The sequence below is a fragment of the Sorangium sp. So ce176 genome (genome assembly GCF_051519835.1).
GTDB classification, from domain to species: Bacteria; Myxococcota_A; Polyangia; order Polyangiales; family Polyangiaceae; genus Sorangium; species Sorangium cellulosum_G.
This window is the reverse complement of sequence record NZ_CP150371.1, coordinates 9,147,618-9,161,077: the sequence shown is the minus strand read 5'-3', so window position 1 is coordinate 9,161,077 and position 13,460 is coordinate 9,147,618. Positions and strand designations below refer to the sequence as shown.

At 70.7% G+C, this 13,460-nt stretch carries 9 protein-coding genes; 3 read left to right on the top strand and 6 right to left on the bottom strand.

Features of this window, described 5'->3' with window-relative positions; genetic code table 11:
- Positions 1-59: 59 nt before the first annotated feature.
- Positions 60-1,577 (top strand): MFS transporter, encoded by a 1,518-nt coding sequence (locus tag WMF42_RS34655; RefSeq protein ID WP_437687261.1) that lies wholly within the window; start codon positions 60-62, stop codon positions 1,575-1,577.
- Between the two features lie 191 nt (positions 1,578-1,768).
- Here WMF42_RS34655 and WMF42_RS34650 read toward each other — a convergent pair whose 3' ends face one another.
- The 6 genes from WMF42_RS34650 to WMF42_RS34625 all read right to left on the bottom strand — a co-directional run bounded on the left by WMF42_RS34650 (position 1,769) and on the right by WMF42_RS34625 (position 9,771).
- Positions 1,769-2,656, bottom strand: coding sequence for an STAS domain-containing protein (locus WMF42_RS34650; protein ID WP_061605345.1), 888 nt, complete (start codon positions 2,654-2,656; stop codon positions 1,769-1,771).
- Positions 2,657-2,672: 16 nt separating this feature from the next.
- Positions 2,673-3,839: an SUMF1/EgtB/PvdO family nonheme iron enzyme gene (locus WMF42_RS34645; protein ID WP_437687259.1), complete on the bottom strand. Its 1,167-nt coding sequence runs from the start codon at positions 3,837-3,839 to the stop codon at positions 2,673-2,675.
- Between the two features lie 131 nt (positions 3,840-3,970).
- Positions 3,971-4,612 carry a LolA family protein gene (locus WMF42_RS34640; RefSeq protein WP_061605353.1) on the bottom strand — a complete coding sequence of 214 codons (642 nt, stop codon included), beginning with the start codon at positions 4,610-4,612 and terminating at the stop codon, positions 3,971-3,973.
- Between the two features lie 107 nt (positions 4,613-4,719).
- Entirely contained in the window at positions 4,720-7,176 is a 2,457-nt protein-coding gene (locus WMF42_RS34635) for a cytochrome c peroxidase (RefSeq protein ID WP_437687256.1), read from the bottom strand.
- 255 nt (positions 7,177-7,431) lie between these two features.
- Positions 7,432-8,928 carry a C45 family autoproteolytic acyltransferase/hydolase gene (locus WMF42_RS34630; protein WP_437687254.1) on the bottom strand — a complete coding sequence of 499 codons (1,497 nt, stop codon included), beginning with the start codon at positions 8,926-8,928 and terminating at the stop codon, positions 7,432-7,434.
- An 18-nt stretch (positions 8,929-8,946) separates the two neighbouring features.
- A complete protein-coding gene (locus WMF42_RS34625) occupies positions 8,947-9,771 on the bottom strand; it encodes a glycosyltransferase family 2 protein (RefSeq protein ID WP_437687252.1) in 825 nt (274 codons plus the stop codon).
- A 400-nt stretch (positions 9,772-10,171) separates the two neighbouring features.
- Here WMF42_RS34625 and WMF42_RS34620 point away from each other — a divergent pair, with 400 nt between their 5' ends.
- Both WMF42_RS34620 and WMF42_RS34615 read left to right on the top strand, forming a co-directional pair.
- A complete protein-coding gene (locus tag WMF42_RS34620; protein ID WP_437687250.1) occupies positions 10,172-10,294 on the top strand; it encodes a hypothetical protein in 123 nt (40 codons plus the stop codon).
- Positions 10,295-10,357: 63 nt separating this feature from the next.
- Positions 10,358-13,126: a kelch repeat-containing protein gene (locus tag WMF42_RS34615; protein ID WP_437687248.1), complete on the top strand. Its 2,769-nt coding sequence runs from the start codon at positions 10,358-10,360 to the stop codon at positions 13,124-13,126.
- The last annotated feature ends 334 nt before the right edge of the window (positions 13,127-13,460 follow it).

Here is a 13,460-nt window from a genome sequence, read left to right as displayed (position 1 = left end):
GCCGCATTCGGTGTGGTACGAGGGCTCGCCCGGGGGCGCGGGCGCGCGAGGAGCATGAAATGACGAACGCAGCCGTGAGCGAGCCCGCTGTCGAGGGGCCGCCGAAGCTCTCTTTTGCTCAGACCATCAGGAGCCTTCCGCGCTCCTTCTGGATGGGCTGCACCATGGAGATGTGGGAGCGACTTGCCTACTACGGCGTGCGGGTCGTGATGCCCATCTACATTGCGCAGGCCGACGAGCCCGGGGGCCTGCATTTCAGCCAGCGGGACAAGGGCACCATCTACATGGTCTGGGCCCTCATCCAGTCGCTGCTGCCGATGATCACGGGGGGTTACGCCGATCGATACGGCTACAAGCGCACCATCTTCATCACCGTCTGGCTCAAGATCATCGGTTATCTGCTGATGGCGACGCAGCGGAGCTTCACCGGCTTCCTGCTCGGCGTGGTCGTCCTGGCGACGGGGACGGCGCTCTTCAAGCCGGGGATCCAGGGCACGCTGGCCCAGTCGATGGACAAGTCCAACTCCTCGGTGGGCTGGGGTCTCTTCTACTGGCTCGTGAACGTGGGCGCCGCGATCGGCCCGCCGCTGGCCGGCTATCTCCACGGCAAGGGCTGGCCGTGGGTGTTTTACGGCTGCGCCGCGATCATCTCGCTGAATTTCCTGATGCTGTTCACGTACAAGGAGGTCGACTCCGGCGCCGACAAGACCTCGGACGCGTGGAAGGTCTTCAGGGACACGATCAAGAACATCTGGGACGCGCGGCTCATCACCGTGATCCTGCTGCTCTCGGGGTTCTGGCTGATGATGTACCAGCTCTGGGATCTGATGCCGAACTTCTACACGGACTGGATCAGCAGCACCTCGTTCGTGCGGAACAACCCCTGGCTCCCGGCCTCGTGGCTCAACGCGGGCGACGCGCGCGGGGTCCAGCTCAAGCAGGAGAACGTGCTCAACCTGAACGCGGTGTGCATCGTCCTCTTGCTCGTGCCGTTCTCGTACCTCGTGGCGAGGATGAAGGTGCTCTCGGCGATGTCGCTGGGCATCCTCGTCGCGATCGGCGGGATCATCGTCTCCGGGACGACGAGCTCACTTTACGTGCTCTTCCTCGGCATCCTCCTCTTCTCCATCGGCGAGATGCTGACCGGCCCCAAGAAGAGCGAGTATTTCGCGCTCATCGCGCCCCCCGGGAAGAAGGCGTTGTACCTGGGGTACATCAACATCCCGGCGGCGATCGGCCCTGCCGTCGGGGCGCAGCTCGCGGGGATCCTGTACGGCACCCGGGGCGAGAAGGCCACGCTGGCCCTCCGGTACCTCGCCGAGAAGACCGAGCATGGGAAGGGGTGGAACGGCGACGTGTCCTCGCTTCCCGAGGCGGTCGGGGTCTCGCGGCAGGAGGCGTTCAGGAAGCTGCAGGAGGTGCTGAACCTCGACGCGGTCGATGCCACGCAGCTGCTCTGGGAAACGTATCGTCCCTACGAGATATGGTACGCGTTTGCAGCGATAGGGGTCGCGTCGCTGGTGGGAATGCTGATCTTCACGCAGCGGTCAAAGAGGTGGAAAGACCTCGACGTATAACCCCCGCCCCCCGTCTCCCGCCCCCCGTCTCCCGTCTCCCGTCTCCCATCCCCCGTCCCCCGTCCCCGATCCGCGTCTGTCCTCCGCGTGCTCGTGCGCGTGCGCGTGCGCGTTCATTCGTCCCCGCGTCCCCGCGTCCCCGCGTCCCCGCGTCCCCGCTCCCCGCTCCCCCCGTCCCCGCCCTCACCCCCCTACATCCCCACCCCCCCCGGATTCACCGTCATCGCGAACGCAATCCCGCTCTGCAGATCCCTCCGCGTAACGACCCCCGCAAGCTCGATATCCAACCCCACGATCGCCTGCGCCACCTCGGGCCGGATCCCTGTCAAGACGACCTGCGCCCCGAGCAGCCGCACCGCCCGCGCCACCTGCAGCAGAGCGCTCGCCGAGGTCGTGTCGATGTGCGGCACGCCCGTCACGTCGATGATCGCCACCCGCGCCTGCCGCTCGACCACCTTGCCCAGCAGGTTCTCCATCATCTGCTGCGCCCGCGCCGCGTCCAGCGCGCCCACCAGCGGCAGCACGAGGACGCCCTGGCTGAGGGGGACGATGGGCGCCGACAGCTCCAGGAGCGTCTTCGCCTGCATCCGGAGCTTGTCCTCGAGCTGCTTTCGCTTGGTGATCACCTCCGTGAACAGCATGATCCCGCCGATCTCCCCGGTCGCCGTGTGCCACGGGAAGATCTTCCACATCCCCCATTCCACGTGCCCATCGCTCCGCGGAAAGGGCTCCTCGTCATTCCCTTCCGAGGCCCCTGCGAGGCAGCGCTGGTGGATCGCCTTCCAGTGCTCGGGGACGTCGGGGAACACCTCATAATGGCTCCGGCCGATGAGATCCCGAGCATCCAGGCCGAAATCCGCCCCGTAGCGCTGACTGGCCATGACGTAGCGCATGTCCCGATCGAACATGGCGAACGCGGCCGGCGTGTAGGTCATGAAGAGGCGCACATGCTCTTCGCTCCGGCGCAGCGCCTCCCGGAGGCGATCCCGCTCCTCCTCGGCCTGCTCCAGCCCCTGGATGCGCTGCCTCAGGCGCTGGTTTTCCGCAACGAGCTCAACCTGATCCGGATCGTCGCCCATCGTGCCCTCGGTTCTATCACCGCTTCTCGCCGCTCGTCGACGCCGCCGGCGCGCCGCCCCCCGGCGTCGCGTCCACCGCATTGGGCCCGAGCAGCGTCCCGCACATCGTCTTGCACAGGATGTCCGTCGCTCGGCACTCGCACTTGCCCTGTTGCTTGAGCTCGAGCTTCCCGCGCATCTGCTCGACAGTGAACTGCGCGAGCCGCTCGACCCGGTCCATGCTCCACCCCTCCTGGATCTGGCGCGGCGTCCGCGGGTCGGTGGTCTTGTCGTCGGGCTCGGCGCAGCAGCGGAAGCTCAGGAAGTAGTAATAAAAACCCTCGTCGTGCGTGTAGATCTTCGGGCGGCACTGGTTGCGCACGCCCTTGTACCAGGGGCCCCCCGTGTGGACGCTGTCGAACTTGCCGCGCCAGCCGCCCGTCGTCTCGCTCGCCACCACCTCATCGGTGTTCGCGGGCAGGTCGGCGACCCCGTAATCGCTGATGCACTGCGCCTGCGACCCGCTCCGCACCCCCTTCCAGAGGCGGGCCAGCTCGGCCGGATCGCGCTTCGCCACCTTCTTCATGTCGGGATCGTCCCAGAGGTGATCGCCGTTGCACTTCGTCGCGTCGCGCGAGTACCCGTAAGGGAACGGCTTGATCTCGGGGCCCTCGCAGGCGAGCGTCCACTCCGACTCGGTGCAGAGGCGCTTGCCCGCGGCGGCGCACTTGACCTGCGCCTGGTGGAACCGGTTCATCACCTCGGGCCGCTCCCCCTTCTTGTTCGGCCACTCGTACGTGTCGATGCAATACCGCTTCTTCACCTTCTCGCCGGTGCAGCGGCCAGGGGTGGGCGCGAACTCCTCGCAGACGGTCTTCTTGTTCGACTTGTCGTACCAGCTCCGGAGACAGCTATGCTCGACCTCGGTGCAGTACTCGCCCTCGACGAGCTTCATGTCGGCCGGGCACGCCTGCTCCTCGGCGGCGGCGCTCGCCCCGCCCGGCGTCCCGGGCTCGGCGGCGGGCGCGCCGGGCTCCGCGGCCGGGGGCGCCGCGCCCGCGGTCCCGGTCGCGGACGGCGCGGCCGCGGGCGGGCGATCGTCGTGCGCGCGCGGGGGGGACGGCGGCTGAGCCGGCTCCGGGGGAGCGCCGGAGCAGGCAGCGGCGAGCGTCAGGGCGGGGAGGGGGAGCAGGAGGCGTCGCATGCCCGGCGTCATAGTCGAGATCGCGGCGAGGGGAACCAGCCTCGCGCCCGAGGAACAGGCGCCCCCGCCTCCCCCGAACAGGCGCCGCGCGCCCCGACAGTGTCGCCCGCCTCCCTCGCCGGCGCGCCCGCTCAACCCTGCTTCGGCGCCCTCATCCGCGCCGGGTCGACCGCCACGTCCCGCGCCACCTTGCCGAACGCGATGACGCTCCGGTCGCCGTTCTTCTCCTCGATCACGACCCGCCGCACCGACCAGAGCTCCGGCCCCGAGGCCATCTCGAGGCTGCGCACGTGCTTCGCGACCTCCTCGACCCGCGGGCGCGCGGCCAGCGTGATCCCGCCCTCGCGGCTCGGGATCGACAGCTCGTAGCGCGCCCTCAGCCGCTCGAGATCGCCGCCGAGCAGCACCAGCAGGTCCGACAGCACCGCGCCGAAGCGCCCCGCCGCGCCCCGCCCCGCGCCCGCCGCGCCCTTCGGCGTGGCGAAGCCGAACCCCTCGGGCGCGATCCAGTAGGTGATCGCGTCCGGCGGCTTCAGCTCCCAGCGGAGGCGGTCCGGCAGGACCAGCGTCATCTCCCCGTCGCTCTTCACCGCCGTCGCGAGCAGGCCGATGCTCCGCTCCTGCGTGAACGGCGCAACGAGCGTCTTCACCGACGCGCGCGCCCGCGTGATCTCGGCCAGCGCGTCGCCGACGGCGTCGGCGCGGGCGCGGCCGGCGACGGAGAGCGCGCCGCCGCACGCCGCCAGGCCCATCAGGAAAGATCGTCGCTGCATCGTCGTCCTCTTACCCCAGACGGGCGGGCCGCGCTTTGCTTCACGCCTGGTAGATCGCCAGGTTGGCCAGGCGAGGGAGGCGCGCGGGCGCGGCCGGGCGGCCGCGCTCAGTCCGCCACCGGCTTCGGCGTGTTGGGCCCGCTCTCGGGGAGCTCCGGCTTCGCGATGTACTCCGTCGGGAGCTCGCCCGTCAGGGACTTGAGCCAGACAACGATCTGATCGACCTGCGTGTGGGTCAGGTCCTTGCCGAGCTGGTGCTTCGCCATGAGCCGCACCGCCTCGGGCAGCGAGGAGACCGACCCGTCGTGGAAGTACGGCGCCGTCATGGCCACGTTGCGGAGCGTCGGCACCCGGAAGACCATGAAATCGGCCTGCTTCTTCGTGATCTCGAAGACGCCGCGGTCCATCGTGTCGGGCCACGACCTCACCAGGCCGAGCTTCTGGAACATCGTCGCCCCCACGTGCGGGCCGAAGTGGCACGTCACACAGCCGACCTCGACGAAGGCGTTGAAGCCCTCCTTCTCGGCGTTGGTGAGGGCGTCCGGCTCCCCCTCCAGGAACAGGTCCCACCGCCCGCGCGTGAACAGCTTGCGCTCGAACGCGCCGAGCGCCTTCGCTGTGTTGATGACGGTCACCGGCCACGGGTCGTTCGGGAACGCCCGGCCGAACGCCTTCACGTAGTCGGGGATCGAGCGCAGCGTCGCCTCGAGCCGCACCGGCGTCATCGCCATCTCGCTCGGGTTCATCATCGGCCCGTTGGCCTGCTCCTCGACGCTGTCGAAGCGCCCGTCCCACATCAGCGAGAAGAACCCCGCGGAGTTGTAGACGCTCGGCGTGTTGCGCCGGCCGCTCTGGTGGGCGTGCCCGATCGACACCTTCGCGCCGTCCGCCCCGTAGCGGTCGAGCGGGTGGCACGAGTTGCACGAGAGGTCGTGGTTCTTCGAGAGCCGGTTGTCGTAGAAGAGCATCCGGCCGAGGCTGACCTTCTCGTCCGTGAGCGGGTTGGTCGACGAGGTGATGAGCGCCGGCAGCGGGTTGAAGCTCCCGAGCCGCTCCGGATCGATCTGCACGGCCGGCTCGGCCGCGCCGGGCGCGGCCGTCGCGCCGGGCGCGGCGCCGACAGGGGTCGCCTGCGGGGCGGCCGGGGCGGCGCCGGGCACCGGGGACGGCGCGGCCGCCGTCGTCTTCTGCACGAGCCACGCGCCCACGCCGGCGCCGGTCGCGGCGACGAGCGCCGCCGCCGCCACGAGCGGGGCCGCCTTGCTGCGGGGGCGCGGCGCGGCGTGGGCCGCCTCGCCCGCCACGATGATCGTCCGCTGGAACGGCACCGAGGTGCCGGCGCCCGTCATCGACGGCGGCGGGCCGTCGAGCCTCGGCTCCGACGTGCGGACCGGGGCGCCGCTCTGCGAGTACTGCATGCTGCGCTCCTGCCAGCTCCGGGGCGTGGCCACGGGCGTCGGCGGCCGCCGCGACCCGGGGTCGCCGTAGTCCTGCCAGCTCCGGGGCGTGGCCACGGGCGTCGGCGGCCGCCGCGTCGCGAGGTCGCCGGGCTCGGGCCAGTTCACGGCCGTGCCCGCGGGCGTCGGCGGCCGCCGCGTCGGGGCCTCGGGGTTCGCCCGCGACGGCGGCGGGGCGTCGGCCTGCACCGAGTCGGGCAGCGGCTCCAGCATGTCCTCGCGGATCGAGGCGCCGTACGGCAGCAGCGTCCGGACCGCGTCGAGCATCTCCGCCGCGCTCTGGAAGCGCAGGTTCCTGTCGATCTGGAGCGCGCGGTGCACGATCTCGCCGACCTCGTACGGCACCCAGGGCGCCAGGCTCTGGATGGGCGGCGCCGGCACCGAGCAGATGGCGACGATCAGCTCGCCGAGCCCGCGGGAGTTCCGGTAGGGGGTGCGCCCGGCGAGCATCTTGAAGAGGACGATGCCGAGCGACCAGAGGTCGGTCCGGCCGTCGACGTCCTTCATGTTGCGCGCCTGCTCCGGCGACATGTAGATGGGCGAGCCGATCAGGTTGCTCGTGGCCGTGAGCTCCTGGTGCTTCTCGAAGCTGTCGTCCGCCTGGATCTTGGCGACCCCGAAGTCGAGCAGCTTGACCGAGAGCTCCCCCCCGTCGCGCCGGGCCAGGAACAGGTTGGCGGGCTTGATGTCGCGGTGGAGGACGCGCGCGTCGTGCGCCCGGATGAGGCCCATGCACGCCTGGGCCACGATGCAGAGCGCGAGCTCGGGCGGCAGGGGACCGAGGCGCCGGAGGAGCTGGTCGACGTCCTCGCCGGAGAGCAGCTCCATCACGAGGAAGGGCAAGCCGGTCGCCCGGTCCCTCCCGCTGTCGAGCACGCTGGCGATGTGCTCGCTGTCGATGGCGCCCGCCGCCCTGGCCTCGCGCTCGAAGCGGGCCATGACCGCCTCGTCCTGCGCGAGCTTGCTCGTGATCACCTTGACGGCGACGCGACGACCGGTCCCGAGGTGCCGTGCCTCGTAGACTGCCCCCATCCCGCCCTCTCCGAGCAGCCCGAGGATGAGGTACCGTTGATCGAGGGTGGTGTTGATCAGGTTGATGTCCGTCATGGTCCGGTCGACCCGGTCGCCGCTCCGATGCGCCGACCCTTGCGCCCCGGATCGCATTGTCGGACGGAAGTTCTCGCTAGGCAATCTCGCGGTAAGGGCGCCCCGGACGAGAGGTGTCCTACCGCCGATGTACGGGCGTGGGCGAGCGCGGTCGGTGAACCCCGGGCGAAACGGCCGCGCGCCTGGATCGCGCGGACCAGCGCCTGCGGCGGCGGCGCTCGCGGTTCCGCATCGTTAATTTATTTGTTTGTTTATTTAAGGAGTGTCACGGTCGCGCTCGCCATCCGAAGAGGAAGGACCGACCGCGTCGCTTCCCTGCTCGCCGCCGGGGTGGGGCGAGCCGGCGCGCTCCCAGGCGGCGTAGTCGCCGCGCGTGAGCAGCGGGTCCTCGGGCAGGGCCTCGGGCTCGGCTGTGTCGCGGGCGGGGTCGAAGGCCGGATCGAGCAGCCGCGCGAGGTCGAAGCGCAGGAAGCGGCCGGCGAGGTGCGGGCCCTCGCTCACCCAGAGCACGCGCGCTGTGGCGTCCATGACGACGGCGTGGGTCGCGATGAGCGCGTCGATCGCGCGCCGGTCGCCGAGCGGCAGCGGCGCGCCGCCGGGCCCGCGCCTGTCGCGCAGGACGTCGACGGCGGCCTCGATCGTGGCGCCCTCGGGCAGGGCCGCGAGCCGCTCGTCGAGGCGGCGGCGCCGCGCGTGGGTCGAGGTCTCGGCCTCGACGCGCCGGTTGCGCGGGTCGCCGGCGAGCGGCCCCTCGAAGTGGTTGGTGAGCGGCACCTTCCCGCGGCCGCGGCGCGCGTGGAGCGGCGCGCCGGGCGCCCGCTCGGCGATCGCGACCTCGCCCGCCGCGTCGACGAGCATCACGAGGTGGGAGACCATCGGCGCGCGCGCCTCGAGGATCGCGAGCGCCGCGTCGACGCCGTCGGCGCGGCCGAGCACCTCGCGCATCGTGTGGACGACGGGCTCGCCGGCCGCGCGCGGCGCGCCGGCCCGCCCCCCGTGGACGACGAGCGCGAGGCCCGCGGCGTTCATGCCGGTGACCGCGCCGACGAGGCCGGGCCAGGCCACCGAGGCGTACGGGATCTTGCCCTGCTCGTGGACGAGGAACACCGCCTTGCCCTCGTCGAAGACGGGCCCGGCCTCGAAGTCGAAGTTGCGGGCGAGCACCGCGTGCCCGCCCGCCGACGCCGTCCCGGTGAGCGCGAAGCTCGTGCAGCCGATGAGCGGGGAGTGCTCGAACGAGAGCGCGATGTCGTAGAGCGACTGAAGGAAGACGAAGCGGTGGTACGTGGGGAGGACGCCGTCGAACGGGTCGGGCGAGAAGGCGCGGGCCTGCGCGGCGATCTCGCGGCGCGCGCCCTCGGCCATGCCCTCGTCGACGCCGCGGAACTGGAGGCGCGAGAGGTCCATGAGGAGCCACCGCAGCGGGGCGACGGGCACGTAGCGCTGGAACTGCTCGTAGAGGGTGCCCTCGTTCCGGACCATCTCCGGGTAGAAGAGCCGGCCGTGCTGGTGGCCGATCTCCTCGGGCGATCCGGCGAGGCGCGCCTCGAGGATCCGGCCGCGGCGGCGCGCGTAGGCGGGGCCGAGCACGCGCAGGCCCGCCGGTCCGGCCGTGGGCTCGCCGGAGGCCGCGGCGATCGGCGGCGGTTCGATGCGCGTGGCGGCGGCGATGCCGAGGTGCGCGAGGACGGGCGCGGCGAGGAGCGCGGCGGCCGCGATGAGCTTGCGCCGGTGGCGGGCGAAGGCCGTCACGCGTCCTCCCTTTCCAGATCAGGGTGACGCCGTCGTCGGCTGCGACGGGCGGGGGTCGATCTCGGCGACGATCGCGCTCGCCGCGGCGGGGCGGCGCGCGTCCTGGAGCGGCGCCGGCGCGGCGGAGACGTGGCGGAGCCCGCGCGTGAGCGCGAGGGTCGTCACCACCCGGCGCACGATCCTCGCCGGATCGCGCACGCTGTCGAAGTGCGTGAGCCGCTCGTCCTCGGGCGGGTAGATGACCCGGATCGGCACCTCGACGATGCGGACGCCGGCGGCGACGGCGCGCAGGAGGATCTCCGCTTCGAAGGCGTAGCCCTCGTCGCGCGCGTCGAGCGAGAGCGTCCGCCGGAGCGGGTAGCGGCGCAGGCCGCACTGGGTGTCGGCGAAGGGGCGGCCGGCGAAGAGCGAGAGGAAGAAGTTCGAGATGCGGTTCGAGATCTGGTTCGCGCGCGGCGCGCCGGCCGAGGCGAGATCCCGGATGCCGAGCACGAGCGCCTCGGGGTCGGCGTCGGCCTTGATGAGGCGCCGCGCTTCGTCCGGCGGGTGCTGGCCGTCCGCGTCCACGGTGACCGCCACGTCGAAGCCCGAGGCGAGGGCGAACTCCATCCCGGTGCGCAGGGCGGCGCCCTTGCCCAGGTTCTCCGGGTGGCTCAGCACCGTGGCGCCGGCCGCGCGCGCCAGCTCGGCCGTCCTGTCGGTCGACCCGTCGTCCACGACGAGGACCGATCCTGCGAGCCCGTCGACGCGGAGCGCCTCACGCGTGACGTCCCCGACGCTGCGCTCTGCCTGATAGGCGGGAATGATGGCGCAGATCCGCATGAAGCAGAGCGCGATTACCACGGTGTGCCCTGGATGAACAGCGGCTGCCGATCTGTCCGCCGCGTGAGCTTGCCTGCCGATCGCGTGGTTCGCACCCGTGGTTCGCGCGCTTGCGGACCGGGTCGACCGTCGCGGCCGCCCGGCGGCGGCCGGTTCGCCGCGCTCGCCCCAGGTGATGGCGTCCCCGCGGGGAGCTCGGGGACGCCGGCGGCTTACCAGGCGGCTCGGGTCGCCGGGCCCGTGCATCGTACGTGGCGGAACCCCTCTTGCGACGCGCCGACGTGGCTCGTCGCCCCATGCCAGAGCTTCTCGCTCGAATCGATCGTGGTGAGCTTTCTCCGCGTGAGGTCAATCTCCTACGTGGCGGGTCACCTTCGTACTCGAGTCCCGGTCCGAACACGCACGCTGACTGTTCGCCACGGTGGAGCAGGAGAACGTCATTGATGCGCTGGGCAGCGCCGATGAAATCTTGAAAATTGATTATAAAAGTATTGACGCAAACGATTGTGCATGCGCGAACATGGCTCGCGCGCGTGCTGCGTAGGGGGCCGCGTACAGATGCGAGGCGACCGCCTCGGCGGACCGACGGCTCATGAGGAGATCCACGATGCCTTCCTATTTTCCATTTCAACGATGGTTATTCATCTTATCTACCTTGCTCTTCGGCGGAGCGCTCTTCGCGAGCGGCGTCGGCTGCGCGCTCGGACCCGAGCCGCCGGCAGGCGACGACCTGAGGCGTCTATTCCCTGACCAGGCGCCGCTGGTCCTCAAAACCAGCGAGGCCTTCGTTGCCGTCGAAGGCGGCTTCGCGCTCGCCTCGACCGGCGACCTAAGCCGAGAGGCCGATATCGCGGCCTCGCTCCAGCGTCGCGGCGGGCTGCACGCCGCGCTTCCGGCGCGCGGCGAGGGAGAGATCCGGTTTCATCTGCCCGGTGGCTTCGAGGCGCGCGTGCAGGAGATCGACGCCGAGGGTGACGGCGCCATCGCGGAGCGCGCGGTGGCGTATCGGCGCAAGGGCGGCACGTCGTTCTGGTCTGCGATCGACGAAGGCTACGAGGAGTGGCTGCTGCTCGACGCGGGCGTCGCGAGGGCAGGCGCGCCCGCAGCGGCGTGGGAGGTCGAGGGCGCGACGCTGAGGCAGCAAGGCGACGCGGTCGAGGTCGTCGACGACACCGGTGTGGCGCGGCTGCGCGTGACGGCGCCGGCCGCGTTCGCGCGCGGCGGGCGGCCGATCCCAGCGCGCCTGGAGGCGCGCGGGGCCACCCTCGAGCTGTGGGCCGACGCGGGCGGCGAGCCTGCGCTGGTCGACCCGGTGTGGGCGCCGGCGGGCACGATGAGCGCGGCGCGCCACAACCACACTGCGACGCTGCTTCAGGACGGCAAGGTGCTTGTCGTGGGGGGAGACAACGGCACTCTCCTGGCGAGCGCAGAGCTCTACAACCCGTCCACCAACACCTGGTCATCTGCCGGGGCGCTCGCCACTGCCCGCCAAGACCACACGGCGACACGGCTGAGCTCCGGCAAGGTGCTCGTCGTGGGTGGAGGAATCGCTCTGGGCTTAACTACGTACGCGAGCGCCGAGCTCTACGATCCGGCGACGAACAGCTGGTCATCGGCCGCGTCGCTGGGCACGCGCCGCTCCGGGCACACCGCGACGTTGCTCGTGGACGGCAGGGTGCTCGTGACCGGCGGGCGGCGCCCAGGTTCCCTGAGCAGCGCCGAGCTCTACGATCCGGCGACGGACAGCTGGTCGGCGGCCGCGTCGCTGAGCGCGAGCCGCTCCGGGCACACCGCGACGTTGCTCGCGGACGGCAGGGTACTCGTGACCGGCGGAAATAACGGCACGTACCTGACGAGCTCCGCCATCTACGATCCGGGCACCGACTCGTGGTCGTCGGTCGGGGCCATGGGCACCGAACGGTCCTCTCACACCGCGACGCTGCTCCAGAGCGGCAATGTGCTCGTGACGGGCGGCTACAACTCGGTTTCTCTCGAGCTGTCGAGCGCCGAGATCTTCGACCCGGCAACGCTCGCCTGGACGGCGGCCCCGTCGATGAGCACCACCCGCCGACTGCACACCGCGACGGTGCTTCAGGACGGCAAGGTGCTCGTGACGGGCGGAACCGTCGCGACGAACACGGCGACCGCGACCGTCGACGTCTACGACCCGGTGACCAACACCTGGACCGGGATCCAGGCGATGAGCTCCCAGCGCACCATGCATGCCGCCACGCTGCTTGGCAACGGCAGGGTGCTGATCACGGGCGGTCGTCGGTACATACCCTTGCCGCTAGCCATCGACATCGCGAGCGCCGAGGTCTACGACCCGGCGGCCACGCTGTGGGTGCCGACGGCGTCCATGGCCAACGCTCACGCCTGGCGCTCTGCAACGTTGCTCCATGACGGCCGGGTGCTGGCCGTGGGCTCCGACGACGCGCTGAACGTGACCGTCGACCTGTACGACCCGGCGACGGACACCTGGACATCGGCCGCTACGACGTCAGGAAGCCACCTGTACCACACCATCACGCTGCTCGGGAACAACAAGGTGCTGGTCGCGGGAGGTTACAGCACGACCGTGGCGAAGAACGCCGAGCTGTACGATCCCGCGACCGATACGTGGTCGTCCGTGGGCTCGTCAACCATCTCCCGGTACGAGCACACCGCGACGCTGCTCTCCGACGGGACGGTGCTGCTCATCGGGGGAAGGCCGGCCGGCGCGTTCAACAGCCTGGCGACCACGACGCTGTATGATCCGACGAGCAACACCTGGACGGCAATGGCGTCGATGAGCGCCGCGCGCTTTGGCCATACCGCAACGCTGCTCGGGAACGGCAAGGTGCTGGTCACGGGAGGGTTCTCCACCACAGGTTCAGTGGCGACCGCCGAGATGTACGATCCGGTGACGGATAGCTGGTCCTCGGTGCCCTCGATGAGCGACGCGCGAATGTATCATACGGCGACGCTGCTGAGCAACGGCAACGTGCTTGTCGTCGGCGGCGACGAAGGCAGCCCCACCAATTATCTGGCGAGCACCGAGATCTATGACCCGTCGTCCAACACCTGGACATCCGGTCCATCCATCAGCGTCGGCCGCTCCTTGCACGCCGCGACGCTGCTCGATGACGACAGGGTGCTGGTGACAGGCGGCCGGACCTCCAGCCCCCCCAATGGGATCATCAGCCTGGCGTCGGCCATGATCTACGATCCGGTATCGAACGCCTGGACCACGGTTAACTCCATGAACGAGGAGCGCTTTGCCCACGCCGCTGTCCTGCTCGGGGACGGCAGAGTGCTGGCCGTGGGCGGCCTCGCCGTGGACATCATCCTCGGGGACGTCGTGTGGCTGTCGAGCGCCGAGGTTTACTCGCCCTGACGCCCGCGGCATCACCGCGCCCGCTCGCCGCGAGGCGTGAGCTCCCCGGTGGAGAGGTGCGATCTCATCCCGCATATCCAGGCTTCCTCTGATCGCCGGCGGCGTTCCTCCTCGGCCTGCCGCCGGCTCTTCAAACCCTCGGCCACTACGTGGCGCGCCACGGCCGTGAGCCGGTGCCGCCAGCCGTGAGCCGGCGCCGAGACTCGTAGTAATTGGGGCGGTTCGTTCCGGCGCGGTGCTCGGCCGTTCTGGAGCGCTCGTTCGTTCCAGAATGCTCGCTCGACAGCGTCTCCGACGCGGGCGAGCGCGCTCTCGACCGCTCGTCCCGAAATGC

Bases quoted from the DNA above. Each gene is read 5' to 3' on its own strand.
- WMF42_RS34655 (WP_437687261.1), top strand. From the start codon at position 60: ATGACGAACGCAGCCGTGAGCGAGCCCGCTGTCGAGGGGCCGCCGAAG.
- WMF42_RS34650 (WP_061605345.1), bottom strand. From the start codon at position 2,656: ATGGGCGACGATCCGGATCAGGTTGAGCTCGTTGCGGAAAACCAGCGC.
- WMF42_RS34645 (WP_437687259.1), bottom strand. From the start codon at position 3,839: ATGCGACGCCTCCTGCTCCCCCTCCCCGCCCTGACGCTCGCCGCTGCC.
- WMF42_RS34640 (WP_061605353.1), bottom strand. From the start codon at position 4,612: ATGCAGCGACGATCTTTCCTGATGGGCCTGGCGGCGTGCGGCGGCGCG.
- WMF42_RS34635 (WP_437687256.1), bottom strand. From the start codon at position 7,176: ATGACGGACATCAACCTGATCAACACCACCCTCGATCAACGGTACCTC.
- WMF42_RS34615 (WP_437687248.1), top strand. From the start codon at position 10,358: ATGCCTTCCTATTTTCCATTTCAACGATGGTTATTCATCTTATCTACC.